We start from the raw sequence: 17,066 nt of genomic DNA on the forward strand, positions 1-17,066 counted from the left end.
AAAAATTCTTCTGTGGAAGTTTTGAGGGTACAAGCTCTCAGAATTGAATAATCCGGTGGTGATGGCTAAGGGGATCCACCTGTTCCCATCCCGAACACAGTAGTTAAGCCCTTATACGTCGAAAGTACTTGGCTGGAAGCGGCCTGGGAGGATAGATAGCTGCCGGTTAGAAAAACACCAACGCGAATGCGTTGGTGTTTTTCTTTATGCGTAAACCCCTCAGTCAGCGTCGCTATGCTCCGCTGACAGCTCCCATACTAGGGGAGCCAAGACACTGCCGTGTAGAACCAGCGCTTAGCGCGCAGCGATTGGATGGAGCCTACTGAGGATAGCTGCCGCCTAAAAATAGCGAATTATTTATCTCGGTTTACAAAAAACGTTCAGATATTAGCGAATATTCTTCGGCTAGATATTGGATATATTTCAGATTTGTGTTACAATATATACGAATATCTAGTTATAAACCTCGAGACATTTAATGGGAGGCTGTGAATATGAGTAATATTAGAAGAGTTTATGTGGAGAAGAAGGATGCCTTTGCTGTAGAAGCCCATGGTTTGTTGGCAGATTTGCGCAATAATCTGGGTATGAGCGCATTAAAAGGCATGCGCATCGTTAATCGTTACGATGTAATGGGTTTGAGCGATGAAGAGTTTGCTATGGCGAAGGATTTAGTTCTTTCTGAACCTCCTGTTGATAAGGTTTTGGAAGAAGAACTGCCTTTGGCTGCAGGTGAGCAGGCTTTTGCAGTAGAACTGCTGCCAGGTCAATATGATCAACGTGAAGATTTTGCCGAACAATGCATTCAGCTGATCACCCAGAAGGACCGTCCTATGGTTGCTGCAGCTAAGGTATATGTTTTGGAAGGCGCGCTGAGCGAAGAAGAAGTAGCTAAAATTAAAGCTTACTGCATCAACCCCATCGAAGCACGTGAAGCAGAAGCTGCTAAGCCGGAAACTCTGATCAGCACTTGCGAAGAACCTGAAAAAGTTAAATCTGTAGCAGGCTTCTTGACTATGACCCGTGAAGAAGCGGAAGCACTGCGCAAGGATATGGGTTTGGCTATGAGTTTGGAAGATTTACTCTGGTGCCAAAAATACTTCAATGAAGAACATCGTGAACCTACTATTACTGAAATTCGCGTATTAGATACTTATTGGTCCGATCATTGCCGTCATACTACTTTTATGACTCAAATCGAGGATGTAGAAATCATTCCCGGTAAATATACCCAACCTGTACAAGAAGCTTACGATAAATATATGGCTGCCCGTGATGAAGTATACGGCGAAGCTACCGAGCGTCCTGTAACTTTGATGGACATTGCTGTTATCGGTATGAAGAAGCTGCGCAACGAAGGCAAGCTGCCTGATCTTGACCAATCTGAAGAAATCAATGCTTGTTCCATTGTTGTACCCATTGAAGTAGATGGTAAGACTGAAGAGTGGCTAGTTATGTTCAAAAATGAAACTCATAACCATCCTACAGAAATCGAGCCCTTCGGCGGCGCTGCCACCTGCTTGGGCGGTGCAATCCGCGATCCACTGTCCGGTCGTTCTTATGTATACCAAGCAATGCGTGTAACCGGTTCTGCTGATCCGCGTACTCCTATTAGTGAGACTCTGCCCGGCAAACTGCCACAACGCAAGATTACCATTGGTGCCGCTGCAGGCTACAGCTCCTACGGCAACCAGATTGGCCTTGCTACCGGTCACGTACAGGAATATTACCATGACAAATTCGTTGCTAAACGTATGGAAATCGGTGGCGTAATGGGCGCAGCTCCTCGCAGTGCAGTACGTCGCGAACGCCCTGCTGCAGGCGATATTGTTGTCCTGCTGGGAGGTAAAACCGGTCGTGATGGCTGCGGCGGTGCAACCGGTTCTTCTAAAGAACATACTGTAGACTCTTTGATGAGCTGTGGTGCGGAGGTACAAAAAGGCAATCCTCCTACCGAACGCAAAATTCAACGCTTGTTCCGTAATCCTGCTGTTACTGCTATGATTAAACGTTGCAATGACTTTGGTGCAGGCGGCGTTTCCGTTGCTATTGGCGAGTTGACCGACGGATTGGTAATTGATTTGGATAAAGTTCCCAAGAAATATGAAGGCTTGGATGGTACTGAGCTGGCAATTTCCGAATCCCAAGAGCGTATGGCTGTAGTTATTGAAGCTGAAAACCGTGACGCTTTCATCAAATATGCTGACGAAGAAAACTTAGAAGCTACTGTTGTAGCAGAAGTTTCTGCAGATCCTCGTCTCGTTATGTACTGGCGTGGTGACAAGATTGTTGACCTGTCCCGTGCTTTCTTAGATACTAACGGCGTAGCACAGCACACCAATGTAACAGTTGCTGAAGAAGCTGAAGAGAACGTTTTTGAACGTGTGCCTGAAGTTGTTGTTAAAGCTGAAAATATCGAAACCGCATGGCTGCAAAACTTGGCCCGCCTCAATGTCTGCAGCGAGAAAGGCTTGTCCGAACGTTTTGACAGCACTATCGGTCGCGGCACTGTAATGATGCCTTTCGGCGGCAAAACCCAATTGACTCCTTCCGAAGGTATGGTTGGCCGTATCCCTGTGCTGCATGGCAACACTACTGCAGCTTCTGTGATGGCTTGCGGTTATAATCCTGACGTTGCGTGCTGGAGTCCCTTCCATGGTGCTATGTACGCTGTAACCGAATCTGTAGTTCGTGCTGTAGCATTGGGTGCAGATCCTGCTAAACTGCGTTTGACCTTGCAAGAATATTTCCCCAAACTCCACGACTCCACCAGTTGGGGACAACCCTTTAGCGCACTTCTTGGCGCTTTCACTGCACTGGATGCTTTGGAGCTGCCTGCTATTGGCGGTAAGGACTCCATGAGCGGTACCTTTATGGATAAAACTGTTCCTCCTACTCTGGTCTCCTTTGCCGTAGGTGTAATTGATGGTAATAAAGCTGTTTCTGCAGAATTCAAGGCTGCAGGCGACAAAGTAATCTTCCTGTCCTGCCCTCGTGACAATGCAGAGGTAGTTGACTTCGTTGCTCTGCGCAAGAACTTGACCGCAGTACATACTGCTATGGAAACAGGTAAGATTGCAGCAGCTGCTGCTGTTAAAGAAGGCGGCATTGCTGCTTTGGTAACTACCATGGCTATGGGTAACGAACTGGGCTTCGAGTTTATCAAACCTTTCCATGATACTGATAGTCTCTTTACTTTGCAACCTGGCGGTCTTGTTCTGGAACTGGCCGCAGGCGTAGAACCGGAAGAACTTTTCGAAGGCCTAGACTACATGCTCCTTGGCCACACTACTGCAGCAGCAGGTATCATGATTAATGATACTCATATCGATGCTGCTAAGGCTTTGGCATCCTACCGCAACACCCTGCAAGGTATTTTCCCGGACAGCCTGCCTGCTGTGGAAGAACCTGCCGACATCAATATGCCTCTCTATAAAGCAGAATTACCTTTGACTGCACCGATTACTATTGCTAAACCCCGTGTGTTTATCCCTGTATTCCCTGGTAACAACTGCGAATACGATAGTGCTCGTGCTTTTGAAGCAGCAGGTGCAGAGGCTAACACCTTCATTATCCGCAACTTGACTGCAGCTGCTATTGAAGAATCCGTGGAAGCTATGGTTAAATATATTAACAATTCTCAAATCGTGATGATTCCCGGTGGCTTCAGTGCCGGCGACGAACCCGATGGTAGCGGCAAGTTCATTGCTACCATGTTCCGCAATCCGCGTATTAAAGAAGCCATCAGCGACTTGTTAGAAAACCGTGATGGCTTGATGCTGGGCATCTGCAATGGCTTCCAAGCTTTGATTAAGCTGGGTCTGGTGCCTTATGGCGAAATTCGTGATTTGACCAGCGAATCTCCCACCTTGACCTTTAACAACATTGGTCGTCATATTTCTCAAATCGTTACTACCCGCGTTGTTTCTAACAAATCTCCTTGGCTCAGCTGCTGCGAACCTGGTGAAGAACACTCCATTGCTGTTTCTCACGGTGAAGGTCGTTTCTATGCTCCCGAAAGCGTTATTAAGGAGCTCTTTGCTAACGGTCAAGTAGCAACCCAATACGTAAATGCTCAGGGCGTTCCCACTATGAACACTCCGTGCAACCCCAACGGCAGCTTGTATGCTATTGAAGGCATCACCAGTCCTGATGGTCGTGTATTGGGCAAGATGGGTCACAGCGAACGTTTCGCACCGGGCCTGTTCCGCAACATTGCCGGCGAAAAGGATCAAAAGCTGTTTAAATCCGGCGTAATGTACTTCAAATAAGTCTTTTTCCATCAGTCCCTGTCTCTTTGTGAGGCAGGGACTTTTTATGTTACATACTTTTTCCTACATTGGTGTGGGATTTATGCTATAATATTACAAGTGATGTAATTTTTAGGAGGTCATTATGAATTTAGAAATAAATGCAGTTTACCATGGCTTTAAAGTTCTACAAGAAGCATACGTAGATGAAGTGCGTTCCCACGTTTATATTATGGAGCATCTTGTAAGCGGTGCTCGTTTGTTATATCTTGCCAACGATGATGATAACAAGGTGTTTTCCATCGCTTTCCGTACTCCGCCTGCTGATGATACCGGTGTGGCGCATATTCTAGAACATTCCAGCTTGTGTGGTTCCCGCAAATATCATCTGAAGGAGCCCTTTGTTGATCTTGTTAAAGGCTCTTTGAACACTTTCCTGAACGCTATGACCTATCCGGACAAGACTGTTTATCCGGTTGCCAGTCGTAACGAAAAGGACTTCCATAATCTGATGGATGTATATCTGGATGCAGTGTTCTATCCGTTGATTTACGAAAACAAATACACTTTGCGCCAAGAAGGTTGGCACTACAATTTGGAAAATCCTGAAGGCGAACTTTCCTATAATGGTGTAGTGTATAACGAAATGAAGGGCGTCTATTCCTCTCCTGACGCTTTCTTGGAAAATGAAGCCATGAAGGCATTGTTCCCCGATACTTGCTACCGCTTTGAGTCCGGTGGTTATCCTGATGCTATTCCCGAACTGACGGAAGAAAAGTTCCTTAACTTCCATAAAACTTATTACAGTCCGGAAAATTCCTTTATCTACCTCTATGGTGATATGGATATCGATGCGACTTTGGCTTATCTTGATGGAGAATATTTAAGCCATTTTGTTAAAACCGGTACTGTGGATTCTGAAATTCCCTTGCAGGCTCCTTTGGCAAAAACTGCGGAAGTAGAGGCCTACTATCCCGTGGACAGCGGCGAAGATTGCAGTGGTAAGACTTATCACGAATTGTCCATTGTTACCGGCAAAGCTGTAGATACTCTGACCAGTATGTCCCTGCGTTTGTTGGAAGCAGTTTTGCTGGAAAGCGAATCTTCTCCCTTGCGTCGTGCGCTAGTTGCCAGTGGCGTAGGACAGAACATTAGCGGCAGCTATACAGGCAGTATGCAGCAACCTGTGCTGAGCATTCGTGCTGCAGGCAGCGAGAAAGACCAGCGTGACAAATTCCTTAGCGTTATCTATAAGACTTTGCAGGATTTGACCATTAATGGTATTGATAAAAAGTTGTTGGAAGCATCTCTGAACGCTACTGAGTTCAAAATGCGTGAATCCGACTTCGGTCCTTATCCCAAAGGATTGATTTATGGCTTAGGTGTACTGGATAATTGGCTTTATGGTGGTAATCCCATTGAAGGGTTGCGCTATAAAGAAGCCTTGGCGACCATGCGTAAGGGCTTAGAGACCAATTATTATGAAAGCCTTATTGAAAATTACTTGTTAGATAATACTCATAAGGTACTTGTAACTTTAATGCCCCAACCAGGTAAGGAAGAAGCTGACCAAGAGGCTGCAGCAGCTAAATTAGCGGAGATCAAAGCATCCATGACGCAGGAAGAATTGGAGCAGTACGCTTTTGAATGTGCGGAACTCCATCGTTTGCAGGCAGAGCCAGATAGCGAAGAAGCACGTGCTTCTATTCCCATCCTCAAACGTAGCGATATCCGTCGTGAGGTAGAGCACATTGCCAAGGAAGAAGAAATTTTAGGCAATAGTAAACTAGTTTACGTACCTGCCGATACAAATAAGATTGCTTATACCAATTGGTATTTCGACATCAGCGGTGTGACTGCGGAGCAAATGCCTTTGTGCTTCCTACTGACTGACATATTGGGCAAGTTCAATAGCAAGCGCTATACCTATGAAGAACTCTCCACTTACGGCATTATGTACACCGGTGGCGTGACTTTTGATGTACGCGCTATTTCTGCTGCAGAAAATGCTGATGAGTATCGTCTGTATTTTGTCGTAAAGGCGAAGACTTTGCTGGAAAATTTGCCTAAGACTTTTGATTTGTTAGAAGCAATTGGTTTAGAAAGTTTGCTCAGTGATAAGCAACGTTTCCAAGAGCTTTTAGCAGAAATTAAAACTGATTGGGATGATGAATTCTTCAATCGCGGTCAGAATATTGCTATTTCCCGCTTGTACGCATATTGTGGTGCGGGCGCCCGTGCTAACGAGCAGGACCAATTCAGTTACTACCGTTTCTTGAAGGATTTAAGCGAAAATGTTGCCGAGCGTAGCGAGGCTGTCTTAGCAGAGCTGCAGTCCATGCTGAAGCTTTTCTTCCAAAAGAGCTGTTATACGCTGCTGTATTCCTGTGATCGTGAGGATAGGGAGCAGGTAAGAGGCGAGTGCTTGCAATTTGCAGATAAGCTTAATGAGGCACCTATTGCTGCAGCACCTGTAGCATTGCCTGCACCCGGTCATAACGAAGGCATTACTACTCCCGGTAAGGTACAATACGTAGCTGCAGGCGGTAATTTTGCTAAGCATGGCCATAAATACACCGGTGCAATGCGTGTGTTGGAAACTATTCTCCGCTACGAATACCTGTGGACTAAAATCCGTATTCAAGGCGGTGCTTACGGCGCAACAGCACGCTTTGAGCTAAACGGCTTAGGCGTCTTTGCTTCCTATCGTGATCCGCAGCTGGCAAAATCTTTGGAAGCATATAAAGAACTGCCTGCATGGCTGAAAACAGTAGAAATCCCTGCTCGTGAACTTGATAAGTACGTTATCGGGACCATTAGCGGTATGGATACACCTTTGACCAATACTATGCGTATGGATCAGGCTGCTATCCAGTATATCAAGCAAGTACCGGAAGAGCTGCGTCAGCGTACTCGTGACCAAGTGTTGGATGTGACGAATGCTGATTTGCAAGCTTTAGGCCAAGTTGTTGAAGATATGCTCAGTGACGGTCTGATTTGTGTAGTTGGCGGCAAGCAGGCTATTGAAGCCAATAAGGATAAATTCACGGCAATTATTAATGCTTAACAGGTAAAAGAAAACAGCGTGTACCTCACTGAAAAGTGAAAAGTACACGCTGTTATTTTTATGTTTTATTCCAATTCACCTTTTTTAGCAGCTTCAATAACGCTTTCATAAGCGTTTTGTACGGCACTGTTAAAGCAGGTCAAAATAATATTCATGCCATAAGTGGGATTGGCGTTGAGCCATTGGGTAACGGTCAAAAGGGCAATGCGGGCTGCTTCTTCTACAGGATAGCCATAAACACCGGTGGAGATGGCGGAGAAAGCAATACTGTGCAAATGATGCTTTTTCGCTAAATCCAAGCTGTTACGATAGCAGTCAGCCAACTCTAAGCGTTGACTGGTTTTGCCGTTATAGATAGGACCAACAGTGTGAATAACGTAGGGTGCCTTGAGGTCATAACCAAAGGTAATCTTTGCTTCACCGGTTTGGCAGCCGTTAAGGTTGCTGCACTCGCGTAGCAGTTCAGGACCTGCTGCAGCGTGAATAGCACCATCTACACCGCCACCGCCTAGCAAACTGCTGTTAGCAGCGTTGACAATAACGTCGCAATCGAGAGTGGTAATATCGCCACGCCATACACCGATGCTGTTTTTCGCCTTGCCTTGCTGTAGTTGTGCCAGTAACTCGCTGAGCATTTTTTTCTGCATGGTAAAGGGAGTAGGGGACGTAGGGTTAAAGATAATGCCTGCAATTCCCTCCATTTGCAAAATAGCCTCAAAATAGTTGGCTAGAGGACGTTCAATAGTAGCGAACTCTTTAGCGTCAGGTAGCTTAGCCTTTTCAGTATAGGCAGCAACGTAGACTAAATTGTCATTATCAGTAGTGTGGGTAACTAAGGCGATTTGCCCTGCTTCAGCAGCTTGGGCAGCTACGGGGATGATAATATCAGCACCTTCTAAAAGCAGATTATAGACGGCGCGTAGTAAACGTGATAGAGTAGTAGTATTTTGCACTTCGGCATACTTAGCAATAGCGTCTGCAAGAATATCAGTACTTGGATGTAAGCTCATTAACAGCATCTCCTTCAAATTTATGGATACGGCTAGTATTATTTTAGCCTATTTTTTCTCGGATAGCAAGAAAACAGCCCTGAAAAGAGCTGTTTTCCTATAAAATATTCTTATGCCATCATGATGTCACTTTGCTGTCTTAGTAATGTTAAATACACATCAAAAACATTTTCTGTGAATTACAGCATTCTAAATACGGAGATAACTTTACCCAGTACCTGAATGTTGTCGGAGCCTACAATGGGTTGATACTTGTCATTTTCCGGTTGCAGACGCACACTGCGCAGTTCGCGGAAGTAACGTTTAACGGTGGTTTCTTCGCCATCAATCAAAGCTACAACAATATCACCGTTATTAGCAAAATTTTGCTTACGTGCGATAATGTAGTCGTGGTCGAGGATGCCCGCGTTAATCATGCTATCGCCACAAACGGAAAGCATAAATACGTCTTCGTCGCAGCCAATCAGATCACGAGGAATAGGATAGGTTTCTTCGATGTTTTCTACAGCTAAAATAGGTACACCGGCAGTAACCTTGCCAACCAGCGGTACGGGAACAAGAAGCTTGTTTCTCCATGCATCACTTTCGGACATCAATTCCAATGCACGAGGTTTGGCTGCGTCACGTTGAATGAAACCATATTCTTGCAGACGTTTCAGATGGTTGTGGACGCTGGCGCTGGAAGACAGGCCAACAGCAGCACCAATTTCACGAACTGCAGGGGGATAGCCCTTATGATTGATAAAATCGCGAACAAACTTCAAAATATTACGTTGACGCTCAGAAAGCATGTCTTCAGTATAGATTCCGTTAAAATCAGGGGGAAGTGCTTTTCTTCTGCCCATTTTAAACCCTCCAATCAAGTGTTTATATGTAAGCTAGATAAATTATAACATATAAATCTATTTTCGTCAAACAATAGTGCGATAAGCAGCACTGTTTGCAGCAAGTTTTGCCACTTAGCTTTACTGCACAATACTTCAAATGCCAGATAAACAGCACCGAATTTTGGGTGTGCGAGAAAAAATCATCTGATTTTTATAGTAATAGCGTAAATATGTTTGACAAATGCAGAAAATAGTAATAAAATTTTTATATAATATTGCTGAATACACAAATATTGTTCGCTTTAAATTGGAGGTGCAGAGGTGTGCAAAGAGTGTATTTTGCCATAGATTTAAAATCATTCTACGCCTCTGTAGAATGTGTGGAACGGGGGCTTAATCCTTTGGATGCTAATCTTGTAGTGGCGGATATATCCAGAACGGAGAAAACTATCTGCCTAGCAGTTTCACCTTCCCTTAAAGCTATGGGGATACCGGGGCGACCACGTCTTTTTGAAGTAGTGCAAAAGATGCAGAGTGTTAATGCAGCACGCAAGGCAAAACAATGGGGAAAAGACTTCATTGGCAAGTCTTATTTAGCATCGGAATTGGCAAAAAATCCTCAACTTGAAACGGACTATATCATTGCTACGCCGAGGATGGCCCATTATATTGAATATAGCACGCGGGTTCTAAAGGTGTATTTGCGTTATATTGCTCCGGAAGATATTCATATTTACTCCATTGACGAAGTATTTATGGACGTTACTAAATATCTGCAGTTATATAAAAAATCACCAAGAGCCTTGTGTATGGAGATTATTCAGGATGTTTTGCGTACTACAGGAATTACGGCAACGGGAGGCATTGGCACTAATATGTATTTGGCGAAGGTAGCCATGGACATTGTTGCTAAGCATAAGGATGCCGATGAAAACGGTGTTCGCATTGCTGCACTAGACGAGCAGCTGTATCGCAGATTGCTGTGGAATCATCAGCCCATTACAGATTTTTGGCGTGTGGGTCGTGGTTATGCTCAACGTTTGGCACAAGTCGGTATTCATACTATGGGCGATATAGCGCTGTGCTCCATAGGGACAAAGAAAAATTACTATAATGAAGAGCTTCTTTACGAACTTTTCGGAATCAATGCAGAACTGCTTATAGATCACGCTTGGGGCTATGAACCCTGTACTATTGGCGAGATTAAAGCTTATCACCCTGATGCTAATAGTGTTTGCTCTGGGCAAGTACTGCATTGTCCCTACAAAACTGCTAAAGCAAGACTGGTGCTTAAAGAAATGGCAGATGCTTTGGCTTTGGAGCTGTCTGCACGTGAACTGGTAGCAAGTAAACTGGTTTTAACCATTGGCTATGACAGAGAGAATATAGATAAGCCCATGGTTAAGATTGACAAAGTGCGTATAGATAGGTATGGGCGGAAAGTGCCGGAGAAATCCCATGGCACAATTAGTTTACCCTGTGCGTCTACTATAGCCGACGACTATATGGAATATGCAGGAAAACTTTTTGATAGGATTGTTAAACAGGGCTTGTTAGTACGCAAGCTTAGCCTTAGCGCCATTGATGCCGTACCCAAAGGTGCGGTTGCGAACGAGGAACAACTGAGTTTATTTGCAACTCCGGAGGAAGGCGCAGGAAAGCAGGAAAAGCAGGATAAACTACAGCAGACGATATTGGATGTGAAGCAACGTTTTGGTAAAAATTCGCTTTTTAAAGCGTTAAGTCTTGAAGAAGGAGCGACAGGTAGGGAACGGAATATGGAGATAGGAGGGCATCGGGCATGAAAGAGATATCCATGGAAAAGTATCGTTGTATAGTTGATTTGCCCTATCCTAAATCTAAAGTGCATCCCCGTTTGTCCATGCACCAAAGAGCAGCACAATTTGCTCCCTTCGCTGCCTTAACAGGTCACAATGTTGCTACTAGCGAAGCACAACGATATCTGGAAGAACCATTGGAACTTGCAGATGATGCACAGGAGAAACTTAAACGTAAGTTGGATTATCTTGCGAGCATCGCTTCTACTCATCCACGAATTATAATTTGCTATTTTGAAGAAGATGGGAGGAAGGCGGGTGGTTTTTATAGGGAATGTCAGGCGCGCTTGGCTAAACTTGATGCATATAGGCGTGTGCTGATTTTGGAGCAGGGAATAACTATTGCTTTTGATAATTTACGTGCACTTGAGGTAATGGATTAGCATCGTAACGTGCAACTTTTTTATAGGATAATTTTAGGACACTAGGTTGTGTAGAATTAGACTATACGAAGGAGGGATCGTTATGGCAAGATATATTTTTCTCGATGTAGAATGGATTCAAAAGGGTAGTAGATTTGACGCCGAGGCTGCAAGTATTGCATCTATGGCTTACACTGTTACGTCAATAAAGATGAAAACTAAAGCTACAGATTTTTGCTATGTGAAACCGGAGTGCACTATTAGTGATAAATTTTGTGAGTTTATACATGCTAAGCGAGAAGAATTGCTCAATGGCGTTGACTTGGGTGATGCTATGGCTAAATTGGTTAGTGTTTGCAGGCGTGGAGACATCTTGGTATTATGGGGTAACGATGCGTATACGCTTCTATGCACAGCTATAGAGAAATGCGGATTGACACTTCCTGCCCATACAACCCTCTTTTTGAGAGATTTATTGCAGCTTTTTGGTGGGATGAAGCAGCGGAGATATAGTTTTGAAACGTATTTTAGAGCCTATGGTTTCAAGCCTTCGGTAGAAAAATTCCATAATTCTAGATATGATGTTCATTGCCTCGTAAGGCTCTTTGAGGCCATAAGGGGAAAGTGCAGCAGTATACAAGGTAAACTCCCAGAGGCTTTGTTTTTTACTTCGGTAGGTACCCACGTTTTGCACGCGCCCGGTTGTAGACATTTACAAAGGATTAAACCTGACAACCTTCGACAGGCTAAATTAGGAGAACTTTTAAAGAAGCATACTGTATGTAAGCATTGCGTAAAAGACAAGCAGTGGCTTGCAAGCGTATTTGCCGGGATGCCGCGTATAAGTCAGGACGTATTGCATCAATGCTCTTCGCAAGGTAGTAAGGAGGTTAATATTAAGGCAAAAAGTCAGCTGCATCCTATTAATGACTATACTATTGCACGATTATGCAAGCAATATGGTTTTGAATATAAAATTTCTGAGGGCGTAATCTATATTAAAACCCATAAAGCTAAATGGCTTTTATATCATAATTTGAAGCTTGTAACGAAGATTATGCATGAGAACTATCATTATGGTAATGGACTGAGGCAGTTGGATAAAGCTAGACACTGCTTTACCCATAATTATCATGATCAAGGGATCAAAAAGCGTAGCTTAGAAGCAGCACTCTACTATATAGACCAGCATGAGAAATCTCCCTATACATATAAGCCGAAATTGACCAATATTGACAGGCTGCTTTATTCCATTAGCAGAGAAGGGGAGACAAAGTTGCAGGAATGCTAAGGAAACCTTAAAAGTTTGCAGATATTATGGTACAATATTTATAATGGAGATAGAAAATACCTGTACTACCTTGGAATAGCACAGGTATTTTCGTTGGTTTAGAGAATGTTGCTGTTACCATGGACAACACCAAACACAATGGTGGTGACGTAGCCTGAGATTATGCAACCTAAAAGGATTCATCTTGCGTTCAGCGTGGCGGCAATGGATATGGTGAATTTCTGGGAAACGTCTGAAGTGGTGTCGCGGAGGGGGCATTGGACGATGATGTCCGGGTGGTTTGCCACGCATTTCGTGACGTGGTGGTGGTCCGCCATGGTGTTTGGGTTTAGCTAGGGCAGTATCTGCGAAGGCAAAGCTTATGAAAACAGTAGCCAAAGCTATGGCGACAATCTTTTTTAAAGTACTTTCATTGAGCATTAGTCCATCCTCCCTTCATGTATCTTCTTTTACTTAAATTATAACTAGACAATATGTCTAAATCATGACAAAAGGAAACAAATTATGAGAATATTGGTAGATGCAGATGCCTGTCCGGTAGTAGGCATTATAGAAAAAGTAGCCAAGGAATATGGTGCAGAATGCCACCTTTATTTTGATACTAACCATTTCCTCACTAGTAATTATTCTGAAACCCATGTTATTGGCGCAGGTGCGGATGCAGTGGACATGGCGGTAGTAAATGCAATTCGCAAAGGCGAAGGTGATGTTGTTTGTACGCAGGATTACGGCGTAGCAGCTATGGCTTTAGCCAAGGGAGCCTATGCTATCCACCAAAGCGGACGCTGGTACACTAATGAAAATATCGATCGCTTACTTGCAGAGCGGGCGATGGCTAAGAAAGCACGTCGTGCTACAGGCAAGCATCATCTCAAAGGACCTGCTAAAAGGACGAAGGATGATGATATCCGCTTTGAGGAAAGCTTTAGACGTCTTGTAGCTAAAGCGATGAACTCCTGATATCTTTTGGGAAAACTATGGCAATAGGCGATGCTTTACAGTACAATGCTAAAATATTATAATATAAGCAATCTTTCTTCAAAGACTTTTGGGAGAGAAAACTTCAACTTTACAAAATAAATATGTATGAAAGAGAAGATATTTATGGCTAACGATGTAATAAAAAATAACGAAAATACTGTTGACAACACTGCTAACGAAGCAGTGCAAAATAAAATCAACGCAACAATTGCCGGTGAAATCAAGGTAAAAGTTCATCAAGTTGCTGCTGTAGTAGGTTTGTTGGATGATGGCAATACCGTGCCGTTTATCGCGCGCTATCGCAAAGAGGCTACCGGTAGTTTGGATGAGGAACAGATTCGTACTATCGAAGAACGTTTGGCATATCTGCGTAATCTTGAGGATAGGCGCCAGGAAATCATTACCACCATTAAAGAGCAAGATAAACTTACGCCTGAACTGGAAAAAGAACTTAATAATGCTACTAAATTGCAAATTTTGGAAGATTTGTATTTGCCATATCGCCCCAAACGCCGTACTCGCGGTAAAATAGCTCGTGAAAAAGGCTTAGAAGATATTGCAGCTTTAATTGAAAATCAGGCTCATAAATTCTTACTACCCTTAGAAAAAATAGTTGCTCTGCATATCGATGGGGAAAATGTTAAATCTGAAGATGAAGTTTGGCAAGGTGCCATGGATATCGTTGCGGAGAATTTGTCCGACCGTGCCGATGTGCGTGATTTCTTGCGCAAAGAAATTTGGCGTGAAGGTGTGCTTGCAAGTCAATTAATCGTAGAGGAACAGGAAGCACCGGAATTTTTAAACTATAAAGAATATACGGAACCCATCAAGCAAATGCCTCCCCATAGAGTTTTGGCTCTCAACCGTGGCGAAAGCAAAAAAGCATTGAAGGTTGGCATTACCATTAACGAAGAAATAGTTCTAGACAAACTTGCCCGTAAATTGAACCTCGATAATCGTGCACCTTTGTATAAGTATTATCGTGAAGCTATGGAAGATAGCTTTAAACGCTTGCTTTTCCCCAGTCTTGAACGCGAAATCCGTAATGAAATGACAGAAACTGCTGAAAAGCAGGCTATCTCCGTCTTTGCAGCTAACTTACGTGCGTTACTTTTGACGCAACCCATTGGCGGACACACTATTCTTGGTTTGGATCCGGGCTATCGTACAGGTTGTAAAACGGCAGTTATTGATAAGCATGGTAAGACTTTGGCAACTACTGCCTTATACGTAACAGGTAGCGAACGCCAGCAAAAAGAGGCAGCGCAGGCTGCACTTGATTTAATCATGAAATATCATGTTACACTTATTGCCATCGGCAATGGTACTGCAAGTTACGAAACAGAGCAGTTTGCTTCTAAATTGATTGCCGATAATAATTTAGACTGTGCTTATATTATTGTGAGCGAGGCAGGAGCTTCCGTTTATTCTGCTAGTAAATTGGCTAGGGAGGAACTGCCGGATTTAGATGTATCGTTGCGTGGTGCCGTAAGCATCGCCCGCCGTGTGCAAGACCCATTGGCAGAACTGGTAAAGATCGAGCCTAAAGCCATTGGTGTAGGGCAGTACCAACACGATGTTAACCAAAAAGAATTGGGGAACACTTTGGGTGCGGTTGTAGAAAGCTGTGTGAACCATGTCGGTGTAGAGCTGAATACGGCGAGTCCTGCGCTACTGGGTTATGTAGCAGGTGTAAGTGTTTCCGTAGCAAAGAATATTATTGCCTATAGAGATGAACATGGCGAATTCACCAGTCGCAAAGAGTTACTCAAAGTACCGCGTTTAGGTCCTGCTGCCTTTACGCAATGTGCAGGATTCTTGCGTATCAAAGGTGCCAAGAATCCCTTGGATAATACACCCGTTCATCCGGAAAGTTATAGCTTAGCTGAAGAAATTATCGCTGAACTTGGCTTTAAGCTAGAAGATTGCGCTAGTTCTGCGTTAATGCTTGCCGCAAGCAAGGCTAATCCTGAAAAGCTTGCTCACAAACTTAACGCTGGTGTACCTACTGTAACCGATATTCTTTCTGCCTTGGCCAAACCGGGGCGGGATGTGCGTGAAGATGCTCCTGCACCTTTGACTCGTAAATCTGTAGCCAAGCTTTCCGACCTTGCCATTGGCAGTATTGTCCGCGGCAGAGTGCAGAATGTTGTAGATTTTGGGGCTTTTGTAGACATTGGTTTAAAACAAAGCGGATTAATCCACAAGAGCCAATTGAGCAATAAATATTTCAAGCATCCTCTAGATGTAGTCAAAGTAGGGGACATCGTGGAAGCAGAAATTATTAGTATTGATGAAAAACGCGGCAGGATCGGACTTAGCTTGAAGAAAGCCCAACAGAAGTAATTCCGTGAGAATTTGACCACTTATTATATTACGAATTTGTGAAGTTGTGAATTGTTTTTAACAAAGCTAAATATCATATTGCTACATTTTACTATTCCTGTTATAATCAGAAAACATAAATTGGCAAGTAGAATAAATATGCTTGCTAACGGAAATATTCTTTTAGAAGGAAGGTATAATATGAGAAAATTAGTTTTGTTAATCCTCACAATTTGTATGGTATGTGTAAGCGCTGTTGCTATGGCGGCTAAACCATATAAACATCCTGATTACAAATTCAACAATGTACGTGAAATAATTGTTACTGAAATTGATAATCAGGAAAGTCGTGCAACCAAAAGTTTCTTTTGCGACGAAGCAGCAGATGAAAAAATTATGGGAGCAATCTTAGAAGCTGCAGCACGAAAAAATTTAATTGTTGAGGACGCACGCAACCAGATGCAGCCTAAAGGTAAAGGACAGCCCAATCACGCGCCTACCAAGTTGGAAATGAGAGTGGTTATTAATAATTTCGGTTATTATAATGCTACTAATCCCGGATATTACGAAACTCGTTACAGAAACGAAACCCGTTATTATTATGATGAAGACGGAAATCTGCGCAGTAGAGTAGAGAACATTCCTTACCAAGCATGGGTGAAACCGCAAACATACAATGTTGCTGTGTTGAATGCTTCCTATAATTTCTATGATTTGGAAACCGGTACCTTAGTTGCTTCCATGAATGCAACACGTAGTCGCAGCTATGAAAACGATGCTAGCAGTATGGCAGATCGTTCTGTACGTGACTTTTTCCAAAGAATTCTGAAAAAGTAATAAGGAGTATAGTAAAACCGGACGCTAGAACTGATGTCGATCAGTTCCAACGTCCGGTTTCGTCTTTATAGTAGTGCGTCAAGTTCTGTTTTTGCACTTTTATAATCTTGAAAGTAGATGGTGTTCATGCTCAAATCATTTACTAAAACTTCCCACACCTAAAAATAGGTTAGAACCTTGAAAACTCAATATTTCAGCCAATAAAAAAGGCATAAACCGTATCCCTTTGGTATAATTAAAGCGCTAACAAAATCAAAGCAAAGGGGATTTATGCCATG

The 17,066-nt window shown here is 43.4% G+C and carries 10 protein-coding genes, 1 rRNA gene and 1 pseudogene; 9 read left to right on the forward strand and 3 right to left on the reverse strand.

What is annotated here, in order from left to right; all coding sequences use genetic code 11:
• The first annotated feature begins 51 nt into the window (after window positions 1–51).
• The 3 genes from rrf to ACJMM4_RS05465 all read left to right on the forward strand — a co-directional run bounded on the left by rrf (window position 52) and on the right by ACJMM4_RS05465 (window position 7,317).
• Window positions 52–168 (forward strand): 5S ribosomal RNA (gene rrf, locus ACJMM4_RS05455).
• Between the two features lie 326 nt (window positions 169–494).
• Window positions 495–4,271 carry a phosphoribosylformylglycinamidine synthase gene (locus ACJMM4_RS05460; protein WP_405383477.1) on the forward strand — a complete coding sequence of 1,259 codons (3,777 nt, stop codon included), beginning with the start codon at window positions 495–497 and terminating at the stop codon, window positions 4,269–4,271.
• Between the two features lie 124 nt (window positions 4,272–4,395).
• Window positions 4,396–7,317 (forward strand): insulinase family protein, encoded by a 2,922-nt coding sequence (locus ACJMM4_RS05465; RefSeq protein ID WP_405383479.1) that lies wholly within the window; start codon window positions 4,396–4,398, stop codon window positions 7,315–7,317.
• Window positions 7,318–7,382: 65 nt separating this feature from the next.
• Here ACJMM4_RS05465 and ACJMM4_RS05470 read toward each other — a convergent pair whose 3' ends face one another.
• From ACJMM4_RS05470 to lexA, 3 genes and pseudogenes are all read right to left on the reverse strand, one after another.
• Window positions 7,383–7,952 carry an O-acetyl-ADP-ribose deacetylase gene (locus tag ACJMM4_RS05470; protein WP_405383487.1) on the reverse strand — a complete coding sequence of 190 codons (570 nt, stop codon included), beginning with the start codon at window positions 7,950–7,952 and terminating at the stop codon, window positions 7,383–7,385.
• Window positions 7,953–7,958: 6 nt separating this feature from the next.
• A pseudogene (locus ACJMM4_RS05475) lies at window positions 7,959–8,336 on the reverse strand (SseB family protein); the annotation flags it as partial.
• A gap of 170 nt (window positions 8,337–8,506) precedes the next feature.
• A complete protein-coding gene (lexA, locus tag ACJMM4_RS05480) occupies window positions 8,507–9,172 on the reverse strand; it encodes a transcriptional repressor LexA (RefSeq protein WP_405379113.1) in 666 nt (221 codons plus the stop codon).
• A 305-nt stretch (window positions 9,173–9,477) separates the two neighbouring features.
• On the opposite strand from lexA, the gene ACJMM4_RS05485 reads away from it, so the two are divergent.
• From ACJMM4_RS05485 to ACJMM4_RS05510, 6 genes are all read left to right on the forward strand, one after another.
• On the forward strand, window positions 9,478–10,959 hold the full coding sequence (locus tag ACJMM4_RS05485; protein ID WP_405383481.1) for a DNA methylase: 1,482 nt from the start codon (window positions 9,478–9,480) through the stop codon (window positions 10,957–10,959).
• Window positions 10,956–11,375 (forward strand): hypothetical protein, encoded by a 420-nt coding sequence (locus ACJMM4_RS05490; RefSeq protein ID WP_405383483.1) that lies wholly within the window; start codon window positions 10,956–10,958, stop codon window positions 11,373–11,375. The genes ACJMM4_RS05485 and ACJMM4_RS05490 overlap by 4 nt, the downstream gene beginning before the upstream one ends.
• A gap of 82 nt (window positions 11,376–11,457) precedes the next feature.
• Complete coding sequence (locus tag ACJMM4_RS05495) at window positions 11,458–12,645, forward strand: hypothetical protein (protein ID WP_405383485.1); 1,188 nt, start codon at window positions 11,458–11,460, stop codon at window positions 12,643–12,645.
• Window positions 12,646–13,149: 504 nt separating this feature from the next.
• Window positions 13,150–13,605: a YaiI/YqxD family protein gene (locus tag ACJMM4_RS05500; RefSeq protein ID WP_405379975.1), complete on the forward strand. Its 456-nt coding sequence runs from the start codon at window positions 13,150–13,152 to the stop codon at window positions 13,603–13,605.
• 144 nt (window positions 13,606–13,749) lie between these two features.
• On the forward strand, window positions 13,750–15,972 hold the full coding sequence (locus ACJMM4_RS05505) for a Tex family protein (protein WP_405380100.1): 2,223 nt from the start codon (window positions 13,750–13,752) through the stop codon (window positions 15,970–15,972).
• A gap of 180 nt (window positions 15,973–16,152) precedes the next feature.
• Window positions 16,153–16,788 (forward strand): hypothetical protein, encoded by a 636-nt coding sequence (locus tag ACJMM4_RS05510; protein WP_405379977.1) that lies wholly within the window; start codon window positions 16,153–16,155, stop codon window positions 16,786–16,788.
• Window positions 16,789–17,066: the final 278 nt, after the last annotated feature.

Origin of the sequence: Phascolarctobacterium sp. (genome assembly GCF_045124115.1) — a bacterium.
Lineage (GTDB): Bacteria > Bacillota > Negativicutes > Acidaminococcales > Acidaminococcaceae > Phascolarctobacterium_A.